Source organism: Actinoplanes auranticolor (genome assembly GCF_018332655.1).
GTDB lineage: Bacteria > Actinomycetota > Actinomycetes > Mycobacteriales > Micromonosporaceae > Actinoplanes > Actinoplanes auranticolor.
This window is the reverse complement of sequence record NZ_BOQL01000078.1, coordinates 1-26,673: the sequence shown is the minus strand read 5'-3', so window position 1 is coordinate 26,673 and position 26,673 is coordinate 1. Positions and strand designations below refer to the sequence as shown.

The window sequence follows — 26,673 nt, the reverse complement described above, 5'->3', positions numbered from 1 at the left end:
ACGATGGGGCGGTCGTGCCCGCACGCCCCTTTCGCGAATTCATGCTCGCACGTCCGCCGGGGACACGGCAGCGCGGCCCACCCGGTGCCCACGGGAGCTCAGCGGGGGACGGCTGAAGGACCGCGTACCGCCGCGCCCAGGGCGGTCACCCGCTCGCGCAGGCCGCGGTCCGCGGTCACCACGACCACCGGCCGGCCGGCGCCCTCGCCGGCGACCACCGCCACGATCGTGTCGTCCCCGGAGCCGGACGCGCGCACGACGCGGACCCCCTCGACCGCCGGGACGTCGCGGGCGCGGCCCTCCACGACCAGCACCACCTCGACCGGTCCCGGAAGATCCGGCAGCCCCGTGGCGTTGATACCCACGAGGCCGTCGCGCAGCCTGGCGGTGGCCCCGGCGCGGTCCCGCCACCAACCGTCCGGCTTGGAGCCGAGCACGTTGGCGGCGTCGACGACCAGCAGCGGGACGCTCATGTAAGGAGCGTCTCACACCGGAATCAAACACCCGTTCAGGGCGCTGTGCTGCCACGGGCAGGCGGTGGATCGCCGCTCCCGACCAGCTGTATCAGGAGAGAAGAGACTATGAGCATCGGACCCCTGGGGCCGGGTGGCCCCGGTGACTGGGACGACCTGTTCGCCCGCTTCTTCGGGGCGGCCGAGCCACGACGGTCCGCGCAGCGGATCGACATCACCAGATTCATGAGCGCGGACGCGCGTGAGGTCCTGTCCGTCGCCGCGCGCCGGGCCGCCGAGGTGGCGCCGGCCGGCATCGGCCTCGCGGACCTCGACACCGAGCACCTGCTCTGGGCGCTGCTCCAGCAGGAGCCGCAGCAGGCCCTGGTCCGCCGGGCCGGCGGCGACCCCGACGCCCTGCTCGCCGAGCTCGGCGGCGTCACCCGGGTGCCGGGCGGCCAGCTTCCCGACCGGATCGCGCTGACCCCCGCCGCCAAGCGCGCGCTGCTGGACAGCCTGCAGCTCTCGCGCGCCGTCGGCGCCTCCTATGTGGGGCCCGAGCACATCCTGATGGCGCTCGGCCTCAACCCGGACTCCACGGCGGGCCGCCTGCTCGCCGCGCGGATCGACCCGCGCACGCTGCAGCAGGCCGAGCCGCAGCCGGGCCGGGGTGGTCCCGGTGGTCGCGGCAATGAGAACGGCGGCACGGGCAGCACCCCCACCCTCGAGCAGTACGGCGTGGACCTGACCGAGCTGGCCCGGCGCGGCGAGATCGACCCGGTCATCGGCCGGGCCGACGAGATCGAGCAGGCCGTCGAGATCCTGTCGCGGCGGACCAAGAACAACCCCGTGTTGATCGGTGAGGCCGGCGTCGGCAAGACCGCCGTCGTCGAGGGCCTGGCCCAGCGCATCGTGGACGGCGACGTGCCGCAGACCCTCGCGGGCAAGCGCGTCATCCAGCTCGACCTGACGGGCCTGGTGGCGGGCACCCGCTACCGCGGCGACTTCGAGGAGCGGCTGAGCAAGATCATCGACGAGATCCAGGAGAACGGCGACGGCCTGATCGTCTTCCTGGACGAGATCCACACCCTGGTCGGCGCCGGTGGCGGCGGCGGCGACGGTGGCGGCATGGACGCCGGCAACATGCTCAAGCCCGCCCTGGCCCGGGGCCGGATGCGGGTGGTCGGCGCGACCACGCTGGACGAGTACCGCAAGTACCTCGAGAAGGACGCCGCCCTGGCCCGCCGCTTCCAGCCGGTCCTGATCGGCGAGCCCAGCGTCGAGGACACCGTGGCGATCCTGCGCGGTCTGCGCGACAACTACGAGGCGCACCACCAGGTGCGGATCACCGACGAGGCGCTCGACGCCGCGGCGGAGCTGTCCGACCGCTACATCACCGACCGGTTCCTGCCGGACAAGGCGATCGACCTGATCGACCAGGCCGGTGCGCGGGTGCGGCTGCGGGTCAAGACCCCCGCGGCGGACGTACGCGAGCAGGAGCGGCTCCTCGAGCAGCTCACCCGCGACCGCGACCAGGCGGTCGCGGCGGAGAACTACGAGAAGGCCTCGGCCCTGCGGGACGAGATCAACGCGATCAAGCAGCGGATCGAGGGTACGGACGCCACCGGCTCAAGTGACGGTCTTGCCTCGGTTTCCCGCCGCGGGGCCGGCTCAGCCGTGCCGCAGGTGACCCCGGACGACATCGCCGAGGTCGTGTCGCGGGCCACCGGCATCCCGGTCGCGCAGCTCACCGAGGAGGAGCGCGAGCGGCTGCTGCGCCTCGAGACGCACCTGCACGAGCACGTGATCGGTCAGGACGAGGCGGTCTCCGCCGTCGCCGAGGCGGTCCGGCGGTCCCGGGCCGGGCTGGGTGACCCGGACCGGCCGGTGGGCAGCTTCCTGTTCCTCGGCCCGACCGGTGTCGGCAAGACCGAGCTCGCCCGCACCCTGGCGGACGCGCTGTTCGGCGACGCCGAGCGGATGGTCCGCTTCGACATGAGCGAGTTCCAGGAGCGGCACACCGTCTCCCGGCTCGTCGGTGCGCCTCCCGGCTACGTCGGCTACGACGAGGCCGGTCAGCTCACCGAGGCTGTGCGGCGCCGGCCGTACTCGGTGGTGCTGCTGGACGAGATCGAGAAGGCGCACCCGGACGTGTTCAACATCCTGCTGCAGGTGCTGGACGACGGGCGGCTGACCGACAGCCAGGGCCGGACGGTGAGCTTCAAGAACACCGTACTGATCATGACGAGCAACATCGGCTCGGACATCATCAGCGGCACCAAGCGCACGCTGGGCTTCGGCACCGGCGACGACGGCTCGGCCGTCGACGACGGCCTGCGGGAGAAGCTGGACCGCCGCCTGCGCGAACAGTTCCGGCCGGAGTTCATCAACCGGATCGACGAGATCATCGTCTTCCGGCAGCTGGAGACCGAGCAGCTGCGGCAGATCACCGAGATGCTGCTGGAGGAGACCCGGCGGCGCCTGCACGCGCAGGACGTCACGCTGGACATCACCCCGGTGGCGATCGACTGGCTGGCCGAGCGCGGCTTCCAGCGCGAGTACGGCGCCCGGCCGCTGCGCCGCACGATCCAGCGCGAGCTGGACAACCGGCTCTCGCGGCTGCTGCTCAGCGCCGACCTGGCGCCCGGGCAGACGGTCCGGGTCGACGTGGCCGAGGGTCAGCTGACCTTCGACGTGCAGTCGCCCGCCCCGGCGGCCACGGCCTGACCGGCGAGAGACAACGCCCCGGTTCTCCTCGGAGAGCCGGGGCGTTCGTCATGCCGCCGCGAGGTGCGCCCCGCCGAGCTGCGGATAGTCCTCCAGCCACTCGATGTAGAGCGGGTTGCGGGCCACGACCTCGTTGTAGGTCTCCGCGGCCATGGTCATCAGCCGGGGCGCGACCCGGGCGGCGGTGCTGTCCGGGTGCCAGCCGAGCACCTGGCGCCAGCGCAGCGGCGCGCCCTGCAGCGGGCGGTGGGTGAGCCCGGCCGGTGGCCGGAACGTCGGCTGGCACAGCGCGAGCGCCAGCCCCGACTCCACCATGTCCACGCAGCCGCGGATATCGGTCTCCAGCATCCGGCGCGGGGTGAAACCCGAACGGGCGCAGCAGGCCGCGAAACAGTCGGCGAAGCAGCCGTCACCGGTGCCGGCCACCCACTGCTCCTCGGCGAGCTCCGCGAGGTCCACGTCGACGCCCTTGGCCGCCGGATGGTCCTCGGGCATCAGTACGCACACCGCGTCGACCGCGATGGTCTGCCACACCAGGCCGTAGTCGGCCGACGGGATGGCGTCACCGCAGACACCCACCTGGGCGTAGTCGAGCTTGCCGGCCAGCACCATGCCGCACAGCTCGTCCACGTAGTACGACGCGTGGGTGCTGATCTGGGCATCGGGCTGGGCCTCGGAGAGCCGGTGCACCATGCCACCGATGACCGGTCCGCCGATCCCGCCGATCCGGTAGCGGGTCATCACGTTCTCGTCCGCGCCGGACCCGGCCAGCCGGGCGGCCTCGTCCTGCAGACCTTTCATCGCGGGCAGCAGCACCCGGGCCCGGGAGAGGACGAGTTCACCGAGGGCGGTCGGGCGGGCACCGCGCCGGTCACGTTCGAAGAGCGGCCCACCCAGGGTCCGCTCGATGCGTTGCAGCTGAGCGGTCAGCGCCGGCTGGGCGAGCCCCAGCAGCGATGCCGCCTTCGTCACGCTGCCCGTCTCCGCGATGGCACAGACCACCTTGAGATGCCGCAGCTCCAGGTTCATAGCGTGACGGTAGGACTTTCGCGGGATAACGGCTAGACCTTCGGCCAGCCAAAGATCCTCCACTTGTGACAAATAGGTTAACCAAAAGGACAGAAGCTGCGAACCCGTACGCTGTTACCGGCACGTACCGTGAGGTGTGTTTCACTATCCGTAAAATCTGCCGTCCACTTTGTGCTTTGTTCATAGATCCCGCGGGTACGTCGTCCGCCGGCTCACCATGTCGCGCATCTTGTCCACCACCGCCACCGCCGGATCGACCACCTTGTTCCACGGTGGCGTCGCCGGAGTGCCCGGGTGCGGACGCGTCGGAGCGGCCTCCTCGGCCAGCTCGACCCGGTTGCCGAGCCGGATCAGGTCCTCCACCGGGGCCATCTGCAACAGCAGCGGCAGCAGCTCGCCCGCCGCGGCGTCCGCGTGCCGGGTGAGGCGCCGGGAGACGTCGTCCGCACGCCCGGCCCGGCTCTCGTCGTCCGCGGCCTCCAGCAGCCGCAGAGCCTCCAGCAGAGCCCGGTCCTCGGCGATCTCCCGGTCCACGAGCGCGTAGCCGTCCGGCACCGTCGTCCGGATCGCGGGGTAGAGGTACTGCTCCTCCGCGGACAGGTGCCGCGACAGTTCCGCGCTGATCACCTGGGCCAGGGTCCGGCGGCGCGCCGCGTCCGTACCGTCGCCGGTGAGCTCGTCGCAGAGCGCGAGCAGCTCGCGGTGCTCGCGGTTGATGAGATCGACGACGTTGGGACCGGTCGTCTCACCGCCCACGGGCGGCAGGGGAGGCAGCTGAACCGACACTGTGCTTCCTTTCGCGGAACCCGGCGGGTCGGGCCCGTCTTACCCGTACCTGATCTCCCGCCAAACGCGGCCGGCGGTCAGCTGGTAAGAAGAGCGGATGGAACCTGTCCCCGCCGACGAGGTCGTCGACATCTGCCGCGACCTGCTCCGGATCGACACCAGCAACACCGGCGATCCGCGCACCACCGTCGGCGAACGCGTCGCCGCCGAGTACGTCGCGGCCAAGCTCAGCGACGTCGGCATCGACGTCGAACTGCACGAGTCCGCACCCCGGCGGGCCAACCTCGTCGCCCGCATCCCGGGCGCCGACCGCAGCCGCGGCGCCCTGCTCGTGCACGGGCACCTCGACGTCGTCCCGGCCGACGCCAGCGAATGGTCGGTGCCGCCCTTCTCCGGCGAGGAGAAGGACGGCTACCTGTGGGGCCGCGGCGCGATCGACATGAAGGACTTCGACGCGATGATGCTCGCCGTGGTCCGCGGCTGGCAGCGCACCGGCTACGTCCCGCCCCGCGACATCGTCCTGGCCTACACGGCCGACGAGGAGGCGGGCATGGAGTACGGCTCGCAGTTCCTCGTCCGCGAGCACGCCGACCTGTTCGAAGGCTGCACCGAGGCGATCGGCGAGGTCGGCGGCTTCTCCTACACGGTCAACGACGACCTGCGCCTCTACCTGGTCGAGACCGCCGAGAAGGGCATCGACTGGCTGCGGCTGCACGCCAAGGGGCGCCCCGGGCACGGCTCCTTCGTGCACGACGACAACGCCGTCACCGCGCTCGCCGAGGCCGTCGCCGCGGTCGGCCGGCACAAGTTCCCGATGGTCGTCACCCCGACCGTGCGGTCCTTCCTCGAGCAGATTTCCGAGGCGCTGGGCGTGGAACTCGACCCGGACGAGCCCGAGCTGGCCATCGCCAAGCTCGGCCCCATCGCCAACCTGATCGGCGCGACCGTGCGCAACACCGCCAACCCGACCCGGCTCGAAGCCGGCTACAAGGACAACGTCATCCCCGGCAAGGCGTCGGCGACCATCGACTGCCGTACCCTGCCGGGCCAGGCCGAGATCTTCCTCGAGCAGCTGCGCGGGGTGATCGGCCCGGACATCGAGATCGAGCACATCTCCCGGCAGGGAGCCCTGGAGACCGGCTTCGACGGCGCGCTCGTCGAGGCCATGGGGGCCGCGCTGCGCGCCGAGGACCCGGGCGCACGCACGGTGCCGTACATGCTCTCCGGCGGCACGGACGCCAAGGCGTTCAGCACGCTGGGCATCCGCTGCTTCGGCTTCGCACCCCTGAAGCTGCCGGCCGACCTGAACTTCTCCGCGTTGTTCCACGGCGTCGACGAACGGGTTCCGGTGGAAGGACTACAGTTCGGCGTGCGTGTGCTCGACCGACTGCTGCAGGCGAGCTGATGAAAGGACTTTTCACACCATGACCGACCAGCACGCGGATCTGGATGCCGCTCTCGAGCGCGTCGTCGAGGCCGCGAAAGCCCACCTGGCGGCAGTCAAGGCCGCCCAGGGGCGGGTGGATGACGACGATGTGTGGCAGGCGTACGTCAACCTCAACAACACCTCCTTCGCGTACGACGAGCAGCTGCTCGAGGCGTTCGGCGAGGTCACGCCGTGGGACGTCGAGTCCATCGACCCCGACGAGGCCGACCAGCGCTTCGGTACGGTCGCCGGTCTCGACGGCGCCGGCGCCGACCCGCATGCGCGGGTGATCTCGGTGCGCCAGCGCCGCGACTACCGGGTGCCCAGCGTCTCGGCGCTGCTGCGGGTGGCCGACGCGACCCGCCGCAACCTGGTCCCGGCCGACGAGGAGGCCGGCGAGGTCGAATCGGTCGGCGAAGCGGTGCTGGAGCTGCTCCAGGCCGGCGACGGCTCGCTGTCCTCGCTCGACGTGCCGGAGCTGGAGCCGCTCGACGGCCTGCTCACGGTCAGCGAGGTCACGGAACCCCTCGACCTCGAAGCCTTCGAGGACGAGGACGGCGCCGGCCCCTTCGCCCCCGCCCCCGACGACCAACTGGTCGGCCGCCTGGACGAACACCCCTTCACCGAAGACGAGGAAGACGAACACGCCGGCCACAACCACTGAGCTGAATGGCCTCGCTCCGCTCGGCGGGCAGTGCGCCCCACGAGGTCGATGCCGGGGCCGCCGAAACTGACCACGGCAAAGAGCGCCTAGTCAGTTCGGCGTCCCCGACATCGACGGGCGCACTGCGACTCTGGTTGCGGTGTAACCCGCGTCGGGCAGGGCAACAGCCGCCCGCCTCCTTGAGGCGGGCGGCTGCTTTTGACTTTGGCTAGGTGCTCAGGCCTGGCTGGAGGTTGCCCTGGATCTTGCGGCGGAGCATCACCTGCCGGGTTCCGTCCCGGAAGAGCTGGACGCGGGCCAGCTCCCACCCCGAGAATTCCGCCTGGATCGCCAGCTGCGCCGCGGCGGTCAAGCGATCGACATTCGATGGCAACCGGAGCGGCGCGTACTCGTAGTCCATGCGTCCTAATATGCCCCGGCGCCCGGCATGTCACCAGTCCCCGGGCCGGTCAGGCCCTCTCTCTCGGGATAGCCGACCGGCACCGCCGACACGTCGTCGAGCGCGTCGGCGATCTCGCCGGGCAGCACCAGCTCCTCGCTCTGCAGCGCGCCCTGCAACTGCCCGGCCGTGCGGGCGCCCAGGATCGGCGCGACCACTCCCGGGCGGTCGCGGATCCAGGCCAGCGCGACCTCCAGCGGCGACACGCCCAGGCCGCCGGCCGCGATCACCACCGCCTCGACGATGCTCGAGCTGCGCGGCTCCAGGTACGTCTGCACGAACGGCGCCAGGTGCTCGGTGGCGGCCCGCGAGTCCAGCGGCCGGCCGTTGCGGTACTTGCCCGTCAGCACCCCGCGGCCCAGCGGCGACCACGGCAGCACCCCGATGCCCAGCGCCGCCGCGGCCGGCAGCACCTCGCGTTCGACGCCGCGCTCCAGCAGCGAATACTCCACCTGGGTGGCGACGATCGGGGCCCGGGTCGGGAAGGCCTGCTGCCAGGCGGCGGCCCGCGCGGTCTGCCAGCCGGCGAAGTTCGACACGCCCACGTAGCGGACCCGGCCGCTGTTCACCGCGTGGTCCAGCGCCGACAGTGTCTCCTCCAGCGGCGTCTGCGGGTCGTAGCCGTGCACCTGCCACAGATCCACGTAGTCGGTGCCGAGCCGGCGCAGCGACTGGTCCAGGCTGCGCAGCAGGTGGCCGCGGGAGCTGTCGCGGCGGCGGAAGCCGTACTCGCCGAGGCCGGCCTTGGTCGCGATCAGCACCTCGTCGCGGGGCACCAGGTGGTCGATCAGGGAGCCGATGACCGTCTCGGCGTCGCCGTCGCCGTACACGTCGGCGGTGTCGATCAGCGTGCCGCCCGCCTCCAGATAGAGCTTCAGCTGGTCGGCCGCGTCGTCGGGATCGGTGTCCCGGCCCCACGTCATGGTGCCGAGAGCCAGCCGGGAGACCGCCAGCCCGCTTCGGCCGAGCGGTCGCTGTTGCATGGGTGAACCTTATTCAGCCCGGCCCGGCCGCGAAACGCTCGCGGCAGCTCAATAGGGCCGCGATCGGTCGGGTTGACGACCGAACACCGCGAAGATCACTGAGCGTGTTCGCCTAGGCTTCGTAGCGCGGAGCATCGGTGCTCTCGCGGAAGAAACGGGAGGACCCGTGCGGCTCGGACTCAGCCTCGGATACCAGACCTCGTGGACCACACCCGCCGACCATCTCGCCATGGCCCAGGAGGCCGACCGGCTCGGCTACTCGGTGGTCTGGGCGGCGGAGGCGTACGGCTCGGACTCGCCCACCATGCTCGCCTGGATCGCCGGCCAGACGCAGTCGATCGACGTCGGCGCGGCCGTGATGCAGATCCCGGCCCGCAGCCCGGCGATGACCGCGATGACCGCCGCGACCATCGACACCCTCTCCGGCGGCCGGTTCCGGCTGGGCCTGGGCGTCTCCGGGCCGCAGGTCTCCGAGGGTTGGCACGGGGTGCGCTTCGGCAAGCCGCTGGGCCGCACCCGCGAGTACGTCGACATCGTCAAGCTGGCGATCGCCCGCAAGCCGGTGGCCTACGACGGCGAGCACTACACGCTGCCGCTGCCCGACGGCCCGGGCAAGGCGCTGCGGCTGGGCTTCCACCCGCCGCGCGAGCAGATCCCGATCTACCTGGCCGCGGTGGGCCCGAAGAACCTCGAGCTGGCCGGCGAGATCGCCGACGGCTGGCTGGCCATCTTCTTCGCCCCCGACGCCGCGGGGGAGTATCTGCAGCACGTCGAGCGTGGCCGGTCCAAGAGCGGCGCCGGGCTGACCGGCTTCGACGTGGCGCCGACCGTGCCCGTGGTGGTCGGTGACGACATCGCGGCCGGAGCCGACCAGATCCGGCCGTACGCCGCGCTGTACGTCGGCGGCATGGGCAGCCGCGAGCAGAACTTCTACAACCAGCTCGCCGTCCGGATGGGCTACGCGGACGCCGCCAAGGAGGTCCAGGACCTCTACCTGGACCGCAAGCCGCGCGACGCCGCGGCCGCGATCCCGCAGGACTTCATCACCCGGACCTCGATGATCGGCCCCAGGGCGCGGATCACCGAACGCATCCGGGAGTACGCCGCCGCCGGCGTCGGCACGCTCTCGATCAGCCCGTACGTGGGCGATCTGGAGAGCGGCATCGCCACGCTGCGCACCGTCGCGGAGGCGTACGAGGCGTCGGGCGTGGCCGAGTAGCCGTGGCCACCGTCCTGCTGCTCCGCCACGGGCGGACCACCGCCAACGCCACCGGTGAGCTGGCCGGCCGGCTGCCGGTCGAGCTCGACGAGGCCGGCCGGGGACAGGCCCAGCGGGTCGGTGAGCGGCTGCGCAAGCTGCCGCTCGCCGCCGTGGTGACCAGCCCGCTGATCCGCTGCCGGCAGACCCTGGAGCTGGCCCTGCCGGACATCGTGCCGGAGGTCGACGAGGGCCTGATCGAGTGCGGCTACGGCGACTGGGAGGGCCGCCCGCTCAAGGAGCTGACCGGCGAGCCGCTCTGGCCGGTCGTCCAGCAGCACCCCAGCGCGGCCGTGTTCCCCAACGGCGAGGCGATGGCGGCCATGTCGGCCCGCGCGGTGGCCACCATCCGCCGCTGGGACGCCCAGGTCACCGCCACGCACGGCCCGGAGGCGCTGTGGCTGGCGTGCAGCCACGGCGATGTGATCAAGGCCATCGTGGCGGACGCGATGGGCCTGCACCTCGACGAGTTCCAGCGCCTGGTGGCCGATCCGGCCTCGGTGAGCGTCATCCGCTACACCCCGACCCGCCCGTTCCTGGTGCGGCTCAACGACACCGCCGACCTGTCGGCGCTGGTCCCGGCCAAGCCCGCCGAGGGCGCGCTCCCGGAGTCCGACGCGGCCGTGGGCGGTGGCGCGGGCGGCGGCGCATGAGTACGGCCGGTAACCGGCGTGTTACCACAGCGTGCGCTCGCTTTGCGCCCTCGGCGAACCCCGCCGGTGGGCTGAGCGCTCGCGCACGCGGGCGGATAGGGTCGAACCCATGACCCACCAGGTGCATGCCTTCGAGCCGCCCGAGCGGTTCGTTGCCGGGACGGTGGGCGAGCCGGGGGACCGGACATTCTTCCTCCAGGCCCGCGGTGGCGGCCGGGTGGTCAGCGTGGCGCTGGAGAAGGTCCAGGTGTCGCTGCTCGCCGAGAAGCTCGAGGAGCTGCTCACCGAGGCCAGCCGCCGCTTCGGCGTCGACCTGCCCGAGGCCCCCGTGCTCGCGATCAACGACAACGAGCCGCTGGACACCCCCGTCGACGAGGAGTTCCGGGTCGGCACGCTCGGCCTGGCCTTCGACGTCGACACCACCACGGTCGTCATCGAGGCGATCGAGGCCGGTGAGGGCGAGGCGGAGGTCGAGCTCGACGAGGACGACGAGGACGACGACGCCCCGATCGCCGACGACGACGAGGACGACGAGCCCGACGACGATCTCGACCGGCTGCGGGTCCGGCTGACCCCGGAGGCGACCCGCGCGTTCATCGACCGCGCCCGGCGCGTGGTCGCGGCGGGACGCCCGCCGTGCCCGCTCTGCGGCCAGCCGCTGGACCCGGCCGGCCACCTCTGTCCCCGGCACAACGGTTACCACCGGTGACGACGGAGCCGGCCAGCGTGCTCGCCGAGGACGAGGCCCTGGAGCTGCTCGCCCGCGGCGAGATGGAGCTCGAGGGCCGGCTCGTCGACGCCTCCAACACCACGCTGCGCGCCGAGATCACCCTCGACGGGCTGACCCGGCGCTGCGTCTACAAGCCGGTGCAGGGTGAGCGCCCGCTCTGGGACTTCCCGGACGGCACGCTGGCCGGGCGCGAGGTGTCGGCGTTCCTGGTCTCGCAGGCCACCGGCTGGGGGCTGGTGCCGCCGACGATCCTGCGGGACGGCCCGCTCGGCCCCGGTGCCTGCCAGCTCTGGATCGACGAGCCGGACGACGCCGAGTCGCTGGTCGGCTTCGTCCCGGCGTACGACGTGCCGGCGGGCTGGTTCGCGGTCGCCTCGGCCCGCGACGAGGACGGCGACGCGTACGCCCTGGCCCACGCCGACGACCCGCGGCTGTCCCGCCTGGCGGTGCTGGACGCGGTCATCAACAACGCCGACCGCAAGGGCGGCCACGTGCTGTACGCCCCCGACGGCCGGATCCACGGCGTCGACCACGGCGTCTGCTTCCACGTGGAGAACAAACTCCGCACGGTGCTCTGGGGCTGGACGGGCAAGCCGATCCCGGCCGACTCCGTCGAGGTGCTGACCAGGCTGGGCGAGCAGCTCGACGGCAGGCTGGGCGAGGCTCTCGAGGAGCACCTGACCCTCACCGAGGTTCAGCACGCCCGGCTGCGCGTACGCCGGTTGCTGCGCGCCGCCCGCTTCCCGCGGCCGCCGCAGGACTGGCCGGCCGTGCCCTGGCCGCCGGTCTGAGGCTTTACTCACGCCGGGCGGATTTCTGTCGTTGGCGCTGGATAGGCTCCTGGCCATGGACGCATGGACCGGGCACGAGGTGCCGAAGCTGCCGGGGACCGCGACGCTGCCGGCGCTGTACGACTCGGCCCGCCGGTCGGTGCAGCCGACGACCCCCGCTGACACCGCGACGATGTACGTCTGCGGCATCACGCCCTACGACGCGACCCACCTCGGTCACGCGGCCACGATGATCACGTTCGACCTGGTCCAGCGCGCCTGGCGGGACGCCGGCCTGGACGTGCGCTACGTGCAGAACGTCACCGACATCGACGACCCGCTGCTCGAGCGGGCCGCCCGCGACGGCGAGGACTGGGTGGTCCTGGCCATGCGCGAGACGGCGCTGTTCCGCGAGGACATGGAGGCGCTGCGGATGATCCCGCCGGCGCACTACGTCGGCGCGGTCGAGTCCATCCCGGCGATCGCGGCGCACGTGCGCGAGCTGCTCGACGCCGGCGCGGCCTACCGGCTGGAGGACGGCACCGGCGACGTCTACTTCCCGATCGAGGCGGCGCCCCAGTTCGGCTACGAGTCCCACCTGTCCCGCGACGAGATGCTGGTGCTGTCGGCCGAGCGCGGCGGCGACCCGGAGCGCCCGGGCAAGCGCGACCCGCTCGACCCGCTGCTCTGGCGCGGCGCCCGCGACGGCGAGCCCGCCTGGGACGGCGGCGACCTCGGCCCCGGCCGCCCCGGCTGGCACATCGAGTGCGCCACCATCGCCCTGGCCCTGCTCGGCGAGACGATCGACGTCCAGGGCGGCGGCAACGACCTGCTCTACCCGCACCACGAGTGCTCCGCGGCGCACGCCGAGCGCCTCACCGGCACGACACCGTTCGCCCGGCACTACGTGCACGCCGGCATGATCGGCCTGAACGGCGAGAAGATGTCGAAGTCCAAGGGCAACCTGGTCTTCGTCTCCCGCCTGCGCGCCGACGGCGTGGACCCGATGGCGGTCCGGGTGGGCCTGCTCGCCGAGCACTACCGCACCGACCGCCAGTGGACCGACGACGTCCTCAAAGCGGGCCAGCAACGCCTGGCCCGCTGGCGCGAGGCATCCGCCGCCGCAGCCGGCCCGTCGGGCGAGGGCCTGCTGGCCGCGGTGCGCGAGGCTCTGCACAACGACCTCGACACACCGGCGGCCCTGGCCCTGGTCGACGCCTGGTCCGAGGCTGCGCTGTCCGGCGTGGGCGACGACGTGCAGGCCCCGGCCCTGATGGCCCGCACGGTCGACGCCCTCCTCGGCATCCGCCTGTAGCGGTCCCGGCGCGGCCGCTCGGCGACAGCGCGAGGGCTTGCCCTTCCGCGCCCTCGCCGAGGCGGCTTCCTGGGGGTGTTGCCCCGTCGGCTTGGGAGGTCTCGACGGGCCGGCGCGCACCGACGGGTTCGGCCGTGGCCGGGGGTGGCACTGAGGCAGCGTGACCTGACGGGCGTGAAGGCCGTGACCGCCGTGACGGCCGCGACGACATCCGGGCGACCGCGACGCCTCGGGCGACGGCGACGGCCCCGACGGCGACGGGACGGCTGCGACGGCCACGGCCCCGGCCACGGCCGCGACGGCCACGGCGATGGCCCCGGCCGTGATGGCCGCGACAGCCACCAGCCACCAGCCACCACGGCCAACGGCGATCACCACGCCCTGGGACAGCCCTAAAGGTCGAGCACAACAGCTCCGCGCGGGCGGGCAGAGCAGATCAAAACGTCGCCGTCCGCAGGCGGATCGACCGGTTCCGTGATGTAGGCGACCTCCCCCGACAGCAGCCCCGTCTCGCAGCTGTGACACACCCCGGCCCGGCACGACCAGCGCACCGGCACGTCACAAGCCTCAGCCAGCTCCAGCAGGCTGTCCCGCCCGTCACCCCACGGGACGGTCACCCCCGCTGCGGGCGAAGGACAGCGCCGGCCCATCTCCCGGCTCACCCGCGGGAGCATGCGGCGCCCGGCCCGCCGCCGCGCTGATCCCGGGCGTGATCCCCGGCTCCGCCCCGAAGATCTCCGTGGTGATCCGGTTCCCCGGCACGCCGGCCGCCACCAGCGGTGCCGATCGGCGCGGCGGTGGACCGGCTGACCCGGTGGTGGGTGCCGGTGCTCGCGGTCGCGGGGATGGCGATGTTCCTGATCGTGCCGCTCGGCCCGGCCGGGGTGACCGGGCCGCTGTTGCTGCTGATCGCATTCGGCCTGCTCGGCCGCGATCTGCGCCGGCCGCGGGAGACCGTGGACGGTCCGGCCCCCGTCGTGGCCGCGGCGGCTTGAGGGCCGCCCGGCAGCTGGAGGGGGCTGCCGGGCGGCACCGGTCACGCGGCGCTCAGGGCCGGGTAGTCGGTGTAACCCTCATGGTCGCCGCCGTACGCCTTGCTGTAGTCCGGGGTGTTGAACGGCCCGCCGGCCGCGAGCCGCTCCGGCAGGTCCGGGTTGGCCAGGAACAGGGCCCCGTACGAGATCAGGTCGGCGTCGCCGTTCTCGATCCGCTTGAGCGCCTCCGGCCCGGTCCAGGCCCCCGGCGTGTACGGGTTGAGGATCAGCGTCCCGCTCCAGCGCTCCCGCAGCACCGGCGTGAAGTCGGTGTCCGGCCCCTCCGCGACGTGCAGGTACGCCAGCCCGAGCGGCGCCAGCGCGTCGAGGAGCGCCAGGTAGGTCTCGCGGTGGTCGTCCTCGGCGATGTCGTTGAACGGGTTGGCGGGGGAGATGCGCAGCCCGAGCCGGTCCGCGCCGATCGCCGCCGCGACGGCCCCGGCCACCTCGACGGTGAGCCGGATCCGGCCCTCGATGGTGCCGCCCCAGTCGTCGTCACGCCGGTTGGCGTTGGTGGACAGGAACAACTGGTGCAGCAGGTAGCCGTTCGCGCCGTGCAGCTCCACCCCGTCGAAGCCGGCCTCGATCGCGTTGCGCGCCGAGGCGGTGAAGTCAGCGATGGTCTCGGCGATGCCCTCGGCGTCCAGCGGCTCGGGCTCGACGAAGTCCAGCGGACCCTCGGTGGTGTGGACCTGCCCGGCCGCGGCGACCGGGGAGGCGCCCACCGGGGTGGCGCCGTGCAGGCTCGGGTGTCCGATCCGGCCGGTGTGCATGAGCTGGGCGAAGATCAGGCCGCCGCGCTCGTGCACCGCCGCGGTGATCGGCTGCCACGCCGCCACCTGCTCGGGCGTGTGCAGGCCCGGGGTGTTCAGGTACCCCTGCCCGACGGGCGAGGGCTGGGTGCCCTCGGTGATGATCAGGCCCGCGCCCGCGCGCTGGCCGTAGTAGGTGGCCATGAGCCCGGTCGGGGTCGCGCCCGGCCCGTACGCCCGGCTGCGGGTCATCGGGGCCATCACCACCCGGTTGCGCGTCGTGTACCGGCCGAGCGGGGCCCCGTCGAATGCGCTGGTCATGACTAACTCCTGTCCTGGACAGCTAATTTGCTGTCCAGGACAGGTAAACCCCGCCCGTCCGCGTTTATTGCCGGCCCGCGGGGTGATCGGGGACACAGTCCGGCCGGACTACGCTGATCTGCATGAACGAGCGATCGGGCGCGCCCAGTGCCGCTGCCGGCGGGCCGATCAGCCACACCATCTTCCGGCTGGCCCGGATCCACTCCCAGCTCGCCGGCCGGCTGCTGCGCGAGGCGGGCCTGCACGCCAGCCAGGAGCTGACGCTGATGGTGCTCTGGGACGCCGGCCCGCAGCGGCAGACCGAGCTCGGCGCCGAGCTCGGCATGGACTCGGCCGGCACCACCCGGGTCGTGCACCGCCTCGAACAGGCCGGCTTCGTGCGCCGCCGGCCGGACCCGTGCGACCGGCGGGCCACCCTGGTCGAGGTCACCACCGCCGGGCAGGCCCTGCGGGAGCAGGTCGAACGCATCTGGACGCAGCTCGAGGAGCTCACCGTGGCCGACATGTCGCCGGCCGAGCAGCGGGCCGCGCTGGACACCCTGCTCCGGCTCGAGGGCAACGTGCTGGACACCGTGCCCGGCGGCCGCGCCGGTCAGGCGGCGGCGCGGCGCGGCGTCACGCGAGAGTGAGACCCGGGTCCGGGTCCGGCTCGGGGACCGGCGCCGGGATCCGGTACTCCTCGGTCAGCGTGGTCATCGGCCCCGGCCAGGTCGCCTGGGCCACCTCGATCGGTTTGCGGGTCTCGTCGAACGCCACGTGCAGCAGGTGCAGGACCGGGGTGTCCGGGCGGATCTGCAGGATCTCCGCCTCCTCGCGGCTGGGCTGCCGCGCGCTGATGGTGTCGGTCGCCGACGCGTAGCGCCGCCCGATCGCCTCCTCGGCCTCCTGGTAGAGCGGCCGGCCGAAAGCCTCGGCCCGCTCCAGCGACGTCCCGGTCGCGTCGGTCACCCGGAACCACGACGCGCCCACCTCGACGGTGGCGTCGTCGGCGCGTACGAGATGTCGCCGGACCAGCATCTCCGTGCCGTCGCGGACCCCGAACGCGTCCGCCACCTCGGGCGGCGCGGCCTCGCGGCCGACGCCGGCCAGCTGCTGGCGGTACCGGGCCGCCAGGTCGGCGTGGTAGCCGCGGTGGGCGCCGTAGCGGCCGCGGGAGAGCCGGTTGAGCCGGCGCCGGGTGCCGCGCACGTACGTGCCGGAGCCCGGCTTGGTGATCAGGATGCCCTCGACGCGCAGCTGGTCGACGGTGCGTTGCACGGTCTGCTTGGCGACGCCGAACATCTCGGCCATGGCGGGGATCGAGGGGAGCCGCTCACCGGGGTTCCAGTCCCCGCGGCGGATCCGTTCGCGCAGTTGGGCGGCGATCTGCCGGTGCGGGAACTCGGCGGCGCCGGGATTGATCGTCATGGCGGTACCTCCTGACCCTAGGTTCCTAGGATGACTCACGCAGCGTGCGCCCCGGGGCAGCGACACGCGGAAAGTCGGTCGACGAGAGCGGTGCGGACATCGAGCATGGTCAGCATGCTGAGTCCGGAGATCCTCGAGTACTACGAACGCGGCGGCGAGCACCTGCGGCTCACCGCCGGCACCGGCCGTCTGGAGTTCCTGCGCACCTGGGACGTGCTGACCCGGGTGCTGCCGCCCGCGCCGGCCCGGATCGTCGACGTCGGCGGGGCCACCGGGGTCTACGCGCGCCCGCTGGCCGAGGCCGGATACGCCGTCCGGGTGATCGATCCGGTCCCGGGCCACGTGGAGGCCGCCGCTGCTCTGCCCGGAGTGACCGCCGCCCTGGGTAATGCGCGGGCGCTGCCCGAGCCCGACGCCGGTGCCGACGCGGTGCTGCTCTTCGGCCCGCTCTACCACCTGCCCCGGCGCGCGGACCGCATCGCGGCATGGCGGGAGGCGGCCCGGGTCGTTCGGCCGGGCGGGGTGGTCGCCGGAGCCGTGATCAGCCGTTTCGCGTCGCTGTTCGACGGCGTGGTGAAGGGCTACTACGCCGAACCCGAGTTCGTGCCGATCGTCCAGGGAGCGCTGGACGACGGCGTGCACCGCAACGAGGGCGGGCAGTCACGGTGGTTCACCAGCGCGTACTTCCATCGGCCCGAGGAGCCGGCGGCCGAGGCGACCGAGGCCGGGCTCACCGGGGCGCGCACGGTGGCGGTCGAGGGCCCGCTGTGGATGACCGGTACGCGGCTGACGGAGTTCCTCGCCGACGAGCGGCTGACCGGCATCATGCTGGACATGCTGCGCCGGATCGAGGACGAGCCGAGCCTGCTGGGCGCGAGCAGCCACCTGCTGACCATGGCCCGCCGGCCCGCCCCCTAAGCTGTCCTCCGTGGAAGCTCTACGGTTGATCCTGCGCTATGCGCACCTGATCGGTTTCGCGCTGCTGCTCGGCGGGGCGATCGCGCAGTTCGTCTCGGCGAAACTGCGGATCAACCCGGCGATGCTGTGGGGCTCGATCATCCAGGTTCTCACCGGCCTGGCGCTGGCGGCGCCGTTGCGTGGGGGCGGCGACGACGAGCCGGCCCCGGCGAAGCTGGCCGTGAAGCTGGTGCTCGCGATCCTGATCTTCATCATGGTCTTCGCGTCCCGCAAGCGCGCCGACGTGAACCGCGGCCACTTCATCGGCATCATCGCCCTGACGCTGATCAACGCCGCGGTCGCCACCTTCTGGCGTTAGAGCCTGTCGGCCGGCCCGGCGCGGGCCGTCATGACCGGCGGGACCGGCCCTGGCCGTCCAGGACGGGCGCGAGTCCGTCCAGGAGGCGTTGCAGGCCGAACTCCATCAGTCGGTCGACATCGAACTCGAGCTCCGGGTCGGCCACGGCCCGGTGCATCAACGGGTAGCGGCCGCTGCCGAGGATCTCGCCCAGCCGGTTCTGCTGGGAGTCCAGCCACTGCTCCTCGCTCATCCCGGTCTCCTGCTCGGCCTGGGCCTCCTCCTCGATGTTGACGGCCGTGCCGCGGACGTAGTTGGCCACGGTGACCGCGGCCAGGAAGAGCACGTCCGGGGCGAGGCCGTGCCCGTCGAGGGCGCGCATCGTCCACTCCGTGTGGGCCATCGCGCGCGGGGCGAGCAGCGGCCGGGTGAAGGAGACGGCCTGGGCCAGCCACGGGTGGCGCCGGTACATCGACCACTGGAGCCGGGCCAGCGCCTCGACACAGGCGCGCCAGCCGTCGGTGCCGGGGGAGAGCGCCGGCAGGGCGTCACCGGCGAAGACCGTGTCCATCATGAACAGCAGCAGTTCCTCCTTGCCGGACACGTGCCGGTAGAGCGACATCGTCGGCATGCCCAGCTCGCCGGCGAGGCGGCGCATGGAGAGCGCGCCGAGGCCTTCCGCGTCGGCGACGGCGACGGCGGTGCGCACCACCCGCTCGCGGTCCGGCACAGCCGGCGCGATCCGACCGTGCTGGGATGGGCTTGGCCGGGGATGGGCCGGGGTGGCGACGACCGTGCCGACGCCGGGCCGGGTCCGGACCAGGCCCTGCTCGCGCAGGGTGGCGATGACCTTGGTAGCCGTCGCCATGGCGATGCCGTGGTCGGCGATCAGCTGCCGGGTGGACGGGACCCGGTCCCCGGGCGCGAGCTCCCCGGCGGCTATCCGGGCCGCGATCCCGGCGGCGATCCGGCGGTACGGCGGTACGGCCCCCATGACCCTCCTCTGCACTAGTGCGCTCTACTCTAGTGCACTAGTGAGCGCCAATGAATACGGGTGTTAGCACCACTTGAGGCCACCATAGTGCGCTCGTACGGTGTACCAAGACCTCCACGGGAAAGGCCTGCCATGACCGACGCCGTACGCCTCGAGACGCTCTACAAGACCTATGACGACACCGGTACCGCCGTCACCGCGCTCGACGGTGTGACGGCTTCCTTCGGCGCGGGCACGTTCACCGCGGTGATGGGCCCCTCCGGTTCCGGCAAGAGCACCCTGCTGCAGTGCGCCGCGGGTCTGGACCGGCCCACCGCCGGCCGGGTGTTCCTCGCCGGGACGGAACTGCACGCCGGCAAGGACACCGCGATGACCAAGTTCCGCCGCACCCGGGTCGGCTTCGTGTTCCAGGACTACAACCTGCTGCCCGCGCTGACCGTCGAGCAGAACGTGCTGCTGCCGTCCCGGCTGGCCGGCCGCCGCGCCGACCACGCCCGGGCCCGGGCGGTGCTGGACCGCCTCGGCTTGCTGGACCGCCGGGACGACCTGCCCGAGCGGCTCTCCGGTGGCCAGCGGCAGCGGGTGGCGATCGCCCGCGCGCTGATCGGTGACCCGGCCGTCGTCTTCGCCGACGAGCCGACCGGCGCCCTGGACCTGCGCAGTGCCCGCGAGGTGCTGAGCCTGCTGCGGACCGTGGTGCACGAGCACGGCCGTACCGTCGTGATGGTCACCCACGATCCCGTCGCGGCCGCGTACGCGGACTCGGTGCTCTTCCTGGCCGACGGCCGGCTGGCCGGCGCGCTGAGCGCGCCCACCGCCGAGGCCGTCGCGGAACGCCTGGCCCACCTGGGCGACCTGGTCGGCGCCGGTGCGGAGGCCGTCGCATGATCGCCGTCGCGCTGCGCGGCCTGCGGCACCGCCCGGGCGGTTTCGTGGCCACGTTCCTGTCGGCCTTCCTCGGGGCGACCCTGCTGATGACCTTCGCGGCCATGCTGGACACCGCGGCGGGCGCGGACACCGTCAGCGCCGAGTCGCTGTCCACGACCGCGGCCGTGGCGGGCGGCTGGTGCCTGATCATCGTGATCTTCGCGGTCACCTCGACGCTGAGCCTCGCGGTGCGCCGGCGGGCCGAGCAGACCGCCCTGCTGCGCCGGCTCGGCGCGACCGGTCCGCAGGTGGGCCGGATGATCGTCGGCGAGGCCGTCGCGGTGGCCCTGGTGGCGTCGGCGGCGGCCGTACCGGTCGGGCTGGTCCTGGGCCGGCTGCTGCTCGCCCTGATGCAGGACACCGGCCAGGTCGCCGCCGGCGTCGGGTACGCGTTCGGCCCGGTCGCGCTGGGTGTGGGCTTCGGCGTCACGCTGCTGGGCTCGGTGGTCGCGGCGGTGGCGACGGTCCGGCGGACGGCCGGACCGGCCGGCGCCCGCCCCGAGCGCCCCCGGGCCCGCCGCGTCGCCGGGGTGGTGTTCCTGCTGATCGCCACGAACTGCTCGGTGCTCACCGCGACTCTGATGGACGGCAAGGGCATCGACGCGATGCAAACGGCCGGCCAGGCCGGCATCTGGGCCGCGATCGGCCTGGCGCTGTTCGCGCCGGAACTGCTGCGCCTGGTCACGGCGGTGCTGGCCGGCCCGGTCCGGCTGGCCGGCGGCGCGGCGGGGGAACTGGCGGTGCTGGGGGTACGACAGCGCACCCGCCGGCTCGCGGGCGCGGTGATGCCGGTGGCCCTGTTCACCGGCATCGCCACCGGCACGGTCTACATGCAGGGCATCGAGGACGACGCGGCGGCCGGCACGATCCAGCCCGCGTACGCGCGCGACATCCAGACCCTGAACTACGTGGTGGTCGGCATGATCACCGTCTTCGTGGCGATCATGTTGGTCAACTCCCTGATCGCGGCGACCGCCCACCGGCGTCGCGAGTTCGCCCAGCAGCGGCTGGCCGGCTCGACGCGGGGGCAGGTGCTCGCGCTGGTCTCGCTGGAAGGGCTGCTGGTGACGGCGACCGGGGTGCTGTCGGGCTCGACGGCGTCGCTGTTCACGATCCTGCCGTTCGGCGCGGCCCGGGCCGACCGGGTGTGGCCGGACGCGTCGCCGGTGGCCTACATGACGATCGTGGTGATCGCGGTCGCATTGACCGGGCTGTCGCTGCTCGGCACGACCCGCCGTACCCTCCGGGGCCCGGCCGTCGCGGCCCTGCGCTGACGGTGTCGCCGTCCCCCACTGCTCCGGGCGGTGGGGGACGGCGTTGCTACCAGGAGCCGGCGGTCGGGCCGGCCGAGCCGCCGCGGCGGCGCAGGTACTTCTCGAACTCGGTGGCGATCTCGTCGCCGGTCAGCGGCTTGATGCCCTCGTCGCCGACCCGTTCCTCCAGCTCACGGACGTAGTCACCGAGCTCGGTGTCCTGCTCGGCGGCGGCCCGGACGCGCTTCTCCCACTCGTCGGCCTCCTCCGCCAGGTCGGCCAGCGGCACCGGCAGGTCGAGCACGTCCTCGAGCCGGCTCAGCAGGGCCAGCGTCGCCTTCGGGCAGGGCGGGTTGTTCGCGTAGTGCGGGACGTGCACCCAGAACGACAGGGCGTCCACGTCCGCGCGGTCGGCCGCCTCCTGCAGCACGCCGACGATGCCGGTCGGGCCGTCGTAGCGGGTCGGGACGACCTTGTACTTCTCCGCGACCTCCTTCTCCGACGCCGAGCCGCTGATCGGCAGCGGCCGGGTGTAGGGCACGTCCGCGAGCAGGGCGCCGAGCAGCACGATGCGGTTGACCTCCAGGCTGTGGCAGACCTCGAGGATCTGCTCGCAGAAGGTGCGCCAGCGCATGCTCGGCTCGATGCCGCGGATCAGCACCACGTCACGGTCGGTGCCGGGCGGGCTCGCCACGCTGAACCGGGTGGTCGGCCAGTCGATCCTGCGGGTCTCACCCTCGGTCATGGTGATGGTCGGCCTGCTGACCTGGAAGTCGTAGAACTCCTCGGGGTCGATGGTGGTGATCTCGCGAGCCTGCCAGACCTGCTCGAGGTGCTCCACCGCAGCCGTCGACGCGTCGGCCGCGTCGTTCCACCCTTCGAAGGCGGCGATCGCCACGGGGGAGCGCAGCAGGGGTAGACCGTCGAACTCTGTCACGGTGCCAACCTTTCGTACCTCACGTACGCAAAGCCTACGTGTACGCGTCTGATCCCACCCGGCGGCCGCGCCGACCCCCGTCAACGCTTGGAGAGCCCGATCACAGTCCGTCCACCTGTCGGACACCGATCCTCCGCAGTCGGGGGATGTGCCATTAGCCTTGAAAGGTGCAGACTTCCTTCCTTGCCGCGCTGACCGATCGTGTCCTCGTCGCCGACGGAGCGATGGGCACGATGCTGCAGGCCGCCGACCTCGACGTGGACACCGATTTCCAGGGTCTCGAAGGCTGCAACGAGATCCTGAACGTGACCCGGCCCGACGTCGTCCGGGGCGTGCACGAGGCGTACCTGACCGCCGGGGCCGACTGCGTGGAGACGAACACCTTCGGTGCGAACCTCGGCAACCTCGGCGACTACGACATCCAGCACCGCATCCGGGAGTTGTCGCAGGCCGGTGCCGCGGTCGCCCGCGAGGCGGCCGACGCCTTCTCGACCCCCGAGCAGCCCCGGTACGTGCTGGGCTCGATGGGTCCCGGCACCAAGCTGCCCACCCTCGGCCACACGCACTACACCACGCTGCGTGACGCGTACCACGAGAACGCGGCCGGCCTGGTTCTGGGCGGCGCCGACGCGCTGATCATCGAGACCTGTCAGGACCTGCTGCAGACCAAGTCGGCGGTGGTCGGCGCGCACCGGGCGATGGCCGAGGTCGGGCGCAAGGTGCCGATCATCTGCCACGTGACCGTGGAGACCACCGGCACGATGCTGCTGGGCAGCGAGATCGGTGCGGCGCTGACCGCGCTGGAGCCGCTGGGCATCGACCTGATCGGACTCAACTGCGCGACCGGCCCGGCCGAGATGACCGAGCACCTGCGCTACCTGGCGCAGTCGGCGGGCGTACCGGTGTCGGTCATGCCCAATGCCGGTCTGCCGGTGCTGGCCGCCGGCGGCGCGTACTACCCGCTGACCCCGGACGAGCTGGCCGAGGCGCTGGACCGCTTCGTCCGCGAGTACGGCGTCTCCCTGATCGGCGGCTGCTGCGGCACCACGCCCGCGCACATCGAGGCCGTCGTCAACCGGGTCCGCGGTCTGCAGGCCGCCCCGCGCGAGCCGCAGCACGCGCCCGCCGCCGCATCGATCTACCACGAGGTCCCGTTCCGGCAGGACGCCGGCGTGCTGATGATCGGCGAGCGCACCAACGCCAACGGCTCGAAGGCGTTCCGCGAGCCGATGCTGGCCGGCGACTGGCAGGCCTGCGTGGAGATCGCCCGCAGCCAGGCCCGCGACGGCTCGCACCTGCTCGACCTCTGCGTCGACTACGTCGGCCGCGACGGCACCCAGGACATGCGCGAGCTGGCCGGCCGCTTCGCCACGGCGTCGACCCTGCCGATCATGCTGGACTCCACCGAGCCCCAGGTCGTCGAGGCCGGCCTGGAGATGCTCGGCGGCCGCTGCGTGGTCAACTCGGTCAACTACGAGGACGGCGACGGCCCCGGCTCCCGGTACGCCCGGATGATGCCGATCGTCAAGGAGCACGGCGCCGCCGTGGTCGCCCTGACCATCGACGAGGAGGGTCAGGCCCGCGACGCCGACTGGAAGGTCCGGGTCGCGACGCGACTCATCGACGACCTCACCGGCAAATGGGGCATGAAGCTGTCCGACATCCTGGTCGACTGCCTGACGTTCCCGATCGCCACCGGCCAGGAGGAGACCCGCCGCGACGGCCTGGAGACGATCGAGGCGATCCGGCGGATCAGTGAGCTGTACCCGGGCGTCAACTTCACCCTCGGCGTCTCCAACATCTCGTTCGGCCTGAACCCGGCCGCCCGCCAGGTGCTCAACTCGGTCTTCCTGCACGAGTGCGTGCAGGCCGGGATGACCAGCGCCATCGTGCACGCCAGCAAGATCCTGCCGATGTCGAAGATCCAGGACGAGCAGCGCGAGGTCGCGCTGGACATGATCTACGACCGGCGCCGTGAGGGCTACGACCCGCTGCAGAAGTTCCTGCAGCTCTTCGAGGGTGTCGACGTCACCTCGGCCCGCGAGACCCGGGCTCAGGAGCTGGCCGGGCTGCCGCTGGAGGAGCGCCTCAAGCGCCGCATCATCGACGGCGAGCGCAACGGCCTCGAGGACGACCTGCTGGAGGCGCTGCAGACCGAGCCGGCCCTGGCGATCGTCAACGACGTCCTGCTCGACGGCATGAAGACGGTCGGTGAGCTGTTCGGCTCCGGGCAGATGCAGCTGCCGTTCGTGCTGCAGTCCGCCGAGGTCATGAAGGCGGCCGTGGCGTTCCTCGAGCCGCACATGGAGAAGAACGAGGACGAGGAGGGCAAGGGCCGCATCGTGCTCGCCACGGTCAAGGGCGACGTGCACGACATCGGCAAGAACCTGGTCGACATCATCCTCAGCAACAACGGCTACGAGGTCGTCAACATCGGCATCAAGCAGCCGATCAACGCGATCATCGAGGCGGCCGAGCAGCACCAGGCGGACGCGATCGGCATGTCCGGCCTGCTGGTGAAGAGCACGGTCGTGATGAAGGAGAACCTGCAGGAGATGGCGTCGCGCGGCGTCGCGGCGAAGTATCCGGTCATGCTCGGCGGCGCGGCGCTGACCCGCGCGTACGTCGAGGACGACCTGCGCTCGCAGTACGAGGGCGAGGTGCACTACGCCCGGGACGCGTTCGAGGGCCTGTCCCTGATGGACAAGGTGATGACCGCCAAGCGCGGCGGCGCCCCGGTGATCGACCCGGAGCGCGAGGCGGCGCTGGCCGCCCGCCGGGCCCGCCGCGAGAAGCAGCGCGCGATGGTCACGGAGAACCTGCCGCCCCTGGACGACGCCTCGGTCCGCTCGGACGTGGCGACCGGCGTCGACGTCCCGAAGGCGCCGTTCTTCGGCACCCGGGTGGTCAAGGGCATCCCGCTGAAGGACTACGCGTCGATGCTCGACGAGCGCGCGACGTTCCTGGGCCAGTGGGGCCTCAAGGCGGCCCGCGGCGGCAGCGGCCCGTCGTACGAGGAACTGGTGGAGAACGAGGGCCGGCCCCGCCTGCGCTACTGGCTGGACCGCCTGGCCGCGGAGCACGTCCTGGAGGCGGCGGTCGTGTACGGCTACTTCCCGGCGTACTCGGAAGGCAACACCCTGGTGGTGCTGGACGAGAACGGCGCCGCGGAAAGGGCCCGCTTCACCTTCCCCCGCCAGCGCCAGGAAAGGCGCCTGTGCCTGGCCGACTTCTTCAAACCCCGCGGCGCGGACGGCGAACTCGACGTGGTGGCCCTGCAACTGGTGACGGTGGGCCAGCCGATCAGCGAATACACGGCCAAGATGTTCGCCCGCGACGAGTACCGCGACTACCTCGAGGTCCACGGCCTGTCGGTGCAGCTGACGGAAGCCCTGGCGGAGTACTGGCACCGCCGGATCCGCTCAGAACTGATCCTGCCCAACGGTGCGGCGGTGGGCGCGAACGACCCGACGGACCTGGCCGGCATCCTGAAGAACGACTACCGGGGCTGCCGGTACGCGTTCGGCTACCCGGCCTGCCCGGACCTGGAAGACCGGGCCAAGGTGGTCGACCTGCTGGACGCGGGCCGCATCGGGGTGAAGCTGTCGGAAGAATTCCAGCTGGAACCGGAACAGTCGACGGACGCCATCATCACCCACCACCCGGACGCCAACTACTTCAACGCCAAGTAGCCGACACATAGGGTCTGAACTGCAGCGGAGTACCAGCAAATCCCCAGATTTGCATGATCAGGCCGTCGGGGTTTCCGGGTCGTCCGCGAATGCCCGGTCGATAGCCCGCCGGGTCCGGTCCTCGCTGGCGGGCAGCAGAACCGAGGCGTAGGTATGGCGCAGCACGTGCATGCCCTTGAGGCGGCTGTCCTCAATTCCGGTCGCCCGGATGGCTGGCTTCCACCCTGGCATTTGAAGGCCGGCCGGTTGAGCTTCCCCACGGCAATGTGACCGCCGACCGGTGGGTATCTCTTGGCGTGTGCTTCCGAGCGCCGCACCGAATCCGGCAGCGGCGCATCGCGCCCCTTGCCGTCCTTTGGCAAGCCGAATATCAGCCGTCCGTGAACGACCTTGACGTGCCGGGTGACATGGAGAACGGGCCGTGCGGAATCGGGCGGGCTGTGCTTCTCACGTCGGACGGCTTCGCTGACGGAGTGCTGACCTACGGGATCTTCGACTGGCGCGAGGCGCGACGGTCCGTTCCAACGCTGTACGCCCGTCCGTCACTTGGTGGCGAGATTGATGATGACGCCGATGGGGATGGATACCGCGATGCCGCCGACGAAGTAATACAGGGAAGTCTTACCGGCAGCCCGGTTGGCGTGATCCAGCTGATGTTGCTGCGCGACGATGCGCTGCTGGAGTGTGGCGACTCTATCGTCGAGTCCTTCGATGGCGGCGGTCATCTTATTGAGCGAGCTGTCAACCGCATGCGGCCTTGCCTCCGCCAACTTCTCGCTCGTTGCGATGAAGGCTTCGACCAATGCGCGCACAGCTTCCGGGTCTAGTACTCCAGCAGGAGATCCGTTCTGAGCTGCGGTGACGGTGTG

The 26,673-nt window shown here is 72.0% G+C and carries 26 protein-coding genes; 15 read left to right on the top strand and 11 right to left on the bottom strand.

Translation table 11 applies throughout. From position 1 onward, the window contains the following. Positions 1–98: 98 nt before the first annotated feature. Complete coding sequence (locus Aau02nite_RS41250) at positions 99–473, bottom strand: hypothetical protein (RefSeq protein WP_212994115.1); 375 nt, start codon at positions 471–473, stop codon at positions 99–101. A gap of 108 nt (positions 474–581) precedes the next feature. Between Aau02nite_RS41250 and Aau02nite_RS41245 the strand changes: the two genes are divergently transcribed. Further along, positions 582–3,179, top strand: a complete 2,598-nt coding sequence (locus tag Aau02nite_RS41245; RefSeq protein ID WP_212994114.1) for an ATP-dependent Clp protease ATP-binding subunit — start codon at positions 582–584, stop codon at positions 3,177–3,179. Positions 3,180–3,227: 48 nt separating this feature from the next. Here the strand turns inward: Aau02nite_RS41245 and Aau02nite_RS41240 are convergent, their stop codons facing one another. Next, positions 3,228–4,208 carry a LysR family transcriptional regulator gene (locus Aau02nite_RS41240; protein ID WP_212994113.1) on the bottom strand — a complete coding sequence of 327 codons (981 nt, stop codon included), beginning with the start codon at positions 4,206–4,208 and terminating at the stop codon, positions 3,228–3,230. Between the two features lie 180 nt (positions 4,209–4,388). Then, complete coding sequence (locus Aau02nite_RS41235; RefSeq protein WP_212994112.1) at positions 4,389–4,994, bottom strand: hemerythrin domain-containing protein; 606 nt, start codon at positions 4,992–4,994, stop codon at positions 4,389–4,391. A gap of 97 nt (positions 4,995–5,091) precedes the next feature. Here Aau02nite_RS41235 and Aau02nite_RS41230 point away from each other — a divergent pair, with 97 nt between their 5' ends. Both Aau02nite_RS41230 and Aau02nite_RS41225 read left to right on the top strand, forming a co-directional pair. Next, complete coding sequence (locus tag Aau02nite_RS41230; protein WP_212994111.1) at positions 5,092–6,399, top strand: M20/M25/M40 family metallo-hydrolase; 1,308 nt, start codon at positions 5,092–5,094, stop codon at positions 6,397–6,399. Positions 6,400–6,418: 19 nt separating this feature from the next. After that, entirely contained in the window at positions 6,419–7,084 is a 666-nt protein-coding gene (locus tag Aau02nite_RS41225) for a hypothetical protein (RefSeq protein ID WP_212994110.1), read from the top strand. A gap of 208 nt (positions 7,085–7,292) precedes the next feature. On the opposite strand, the gene Aau02nite_RS41220 is transcribed toward Aau02nite_RS41225, so the two are convergent. Both Aau02nite_RS41220 and Aau02nite_RS41215 read right to left on the bottom strand, forming a co-directional pair. Beyond that, positions 7,293–7,484 (bottom strand): DUF5703 family protein, encoded by a 192-nt coding sequence (locus Aau02nite_RS41220; RefSeq protein ID WP_212994109.1) that lies wholly within the window; start codon positions 7,482–7,484, stop codon positions 7,293–7,295. 5 nt (positions 7,485–7,489) lie between these two features. After that, positions 7,490–8,506: an aldo/keto reductase gene (locus tag Aau02nite_RS41215; protein WP_212994108.1), complete on the bottom strand. Its 1,017-nt coding sequence runs from the start codon at positions 8,504–8,506 to the stop codon at positions 7,490–7,492. A 166-nt stretch (positions 8,507–8,672) separates the two neighbouring features. Here Aau02nite_RS41215 and Aau02nite_RS41210 point away from each other — a divergent pair, with 166 nt between their 5' ends. From Aau02nite_RS41210 to mshC, 5 genes are all read left to right on the top strand, one after another. Then, complete coding sequence (locus tag Aau02nite_RS41210; protein WP_212994107.1) at positions 8,673–9,725, top strand: LLM class F420-dependent oxidoreductase; 1,053 nt, start codon at positions 8,673–8,675, stop codon at positions 9,723–9,725. Positions 9,726–9,727: 2 nt separating this feature from the next. Then, positions 9,728–10,417 (top strand): histidine phosphatase family protein, encoded by a 690-nt coding sequence (locus Aau02nite_RS41205; protein WP_212994106.1) that lies wholly within the window; start codon positions 9,728–9,730, stop codon positions 10,415–10,417. A gap of 109 nt (positions 10,418–10,526) precedes the next feature. Beyond that, complete coding sequence (locus Aau02nite_RS41200) at positions 10,527–11,126, top strand: DUF3090 domain-containing protein (protein ID WP_212994105.1); 600 nt, start codon at positions 10,527–10,529, stop codon at positions 11,124–11,126. Next, on the top strand, positions 11,123–11,938 hold the full coding sequence (locus Aau02nite_RS41195) for an SCO1664 family protein (protein WP_281421173.1): 816 nt from the start codon (positions 11,123–11,125) through the stop codon (positions 11,936–11,938). Before Aau02nite_RS41200 ends, Aau02nite_RS41195 begins: the two co-directional genes overlap by 4 nt. A gap of 55 nt (positions 11,939–11,993) precedes the next feature. Beyond that, positions 11,994–13,232: a cysteine--1-D-myo-inosityl 2-amino-2-deoxy-alpha-D-glucopyranoside ligase gene (mshC, locus tag Aau02nite_RS41190; protein WP_212994104.1), complete on the top strand. Its 1,239-nt coding sequence runs from the start codon at positions 11,994–11,996 to the stop codon at positions 13,230–13,232. Between the two features lie 392 nt (positions 13,233–13,624). Here mshC and Aau02nite_RS41185 read toward each other — a convergent pair whose 3' ends face one another. After that, on the bottom strand, positions 13,625–13,882 hold the full coding sequence (locus tag Aau02nite_RS41185) for a 2Fe-2S iron-sulfur cluster-binding protein (protein WP_246595840.1): 258 nt from the start codon (positions 13,880–13,882) through the stop codon (positions 13,625–13,627). A 129-nt stretch (positions 13,883–14,011) separates the two neighbouring features. On the opposite strand from Aau02nite_RS41185, the gene Aau02nite_RS41180 reads away from it, so the two are divergent. Beyond that, positions 14,012–14,227 carry a hypothetical protein gene (locus Aau02nite_RS41180; protein ID WP_212994102.1) on the top strand — a complete coding sequence of 72 codons (216 nt, stop codon included), beginning with the start codon at positions 14,012–14,014 and terminating at the stop codon, positions 14,225–14,227. 41 nt (positions 14,228–14,268) lie between these two features. Here the strand turns inward: Aau02nite_RS41180 and Aau02nite_RS41175 are convergent, their stop codons facing one another. Continuing rightward, positions 14,269–15,339 carry an alkene reductase gene (locus Aau02nite_RS41175; RefSeq protein ID WP_212994101.1) on the bottom strand — a complete coding sequence of 357 codons (1,071 nt, stop codon included), beginning with the start codon at positions 15,337–15,339 and terminating at the stop codon, positions 14,269–14,271. A gap of 122 nt (positions 15,340–15,461) precedes the next feature. Between Aau02nite_RS41175 and Aau02nite_RS41170 the strand changes: the two genes are divergently transcribed. Further along, entirely contained in the window at positions 15,462–15,968 is a 507-nt protein-coding gene (locus tag Aau02nite_RS41170; protein WP_212994100.1) for a MarR family winged helix-turn-helix transcriptional regulator, read from the top strand. On the opposite strand, the gene Aau02nite_RS41165 is transcribed toward Aau02nite_RS41170, so the two are convergent. After that, positions 15,955–16,746 (bottom strand): GntR family transcriptional regulator, encoded by a 792-nt coding sequence (locus Aau02nite_RS41165; protein WP_212994099.1) that lies wholly within the window; start codon positions 16,744–16,746, stop codon positions 15,955–15,957. The two genes, Aau02nite_RS41170 and Aau02nite_RS41165, sit on opposite strands and share 14 nt — an antisense overlap. Before the next feature lie 114 nt (positions 16,747–16,860). Here Aau02nite_RS41165 and Aau02nite_RS41160 point away from each other — a divergent pair, with 114 nt between their 5' ends. Then, a complete protein-coding gene (locus Aau02nite_RS41160) occupies positions 16,861–17,664 on the top strand; it encodes a class I SAM-dependent methyltransferase (RefSeq protein WP_212994098.1) in 804 nt (267 codons plus the stop codon). 10 nt (positions 17,665–17,674) lie between these two features. After that, complete coding sequence (locus Aau02nite_RS41155; RefSeq protein WP_212994097.1) at positions 17,675–18,022, top strand: hypothetical protein; 348 nt, start codon at positions 17,675–17,677, stop codon at positions 18,020–18,022. A 28-nt stretch (positions 18,023–18,050) separates the two neighbouring features. Here Aau02nite_RS41155 and Aau02nite_RS41150 read toward each other — a convergent pair whose 3' ends face one another. After that, on the bottom strand, positions 18,051–18,995 hold the full coding sequence (locus Aau02nite_RS41150; RefSeq protein WP_212994096.1) for a TetR/AcrR family transcriptional regulator C-terminal domain-containing protein: 945 nt from the start codon (positions 18,993–18,995) through the stop codon (positions 18,051–18,053). A 132-nt stretch (positions 18,996–19,127) separates the two neighbouring features. Here Aau02nite_RS41150 and Aau02nite_RS41145 point away from each other — a divergent pair, with 132 nt between their 5' ends. Both Aau02nite_RS41145 and Aau02nite_RS41140 read left to right on the top strand, forming a co-directional pair. Then, on the top strand, positions 19,128–19,883 hold the full coding sequence (locus Aau02nite_RS41145; protein ID WP_212994095.1) for an ABC transporter ATP-binding protein: 756 nt from the start codon (positions 19,128–19,130) through the stop codon (positions 19,881–19,883). Next, entirely contained in the window at positions 19,880–21,196 is a 1,317-nt protein-coding gene (locus Aau02nite_RS41140; RefSeq protein WP_212994094.1) for an FtsX-like permease family protein, read from the top strand. The genes Aau02nite_RS41145 and Aau02nite_RS41140 overlap by 4 nt, the downstream gene beginning before the upstream one ends. A 46-nt stretch (positions 21,197–21,242) precedes the next feature. Here the strand turns inward: Aau02nite_RS41140 and Aau02nite_RS41135 are convergent, their stop codons facing one another. Next, on the bottom strand, positions 21,243–22,112 hold the full coding sequence (locus Aau02nite_RS41135) for a PAC2 family protein (RefSeq protein ID WP_212994093.1): 870 nt from the start codon (positions 22,110–22,112) through the stop codon (positions 21,243–21,245). 167 nt (positions 22,113–22,279) lie between these two features. On the opposite strand from Aau02nite_RS41135, the gene metH reads away from it, so the two are divergent. Beyond that, positions 22,280–25,804 (top strand): methionine synthase, encoded by a 3,525-nt coding sequence (gene metH, locus Aau02nite_RS41130; RefSeq protein ID WP_212994092.1) that lies wholly within the window; start codon positions 22,280–22,282, stop codon positions 25,802–25,804. A 542-nt stretch (positions 25,805–26,346) separates the two neighbouring features. Here metH and Aau02nite_RS41125 read toward each other — a convergent pair. Beyond that, positions 26,347–26,673, bottom strand: a 327-nt coding sequence (locus Aau02nite_RS41125; RefSeq protein WP_212994091.1) for a hypothetical protein, incomplete at its 5' end; no start/stop codon positions are given.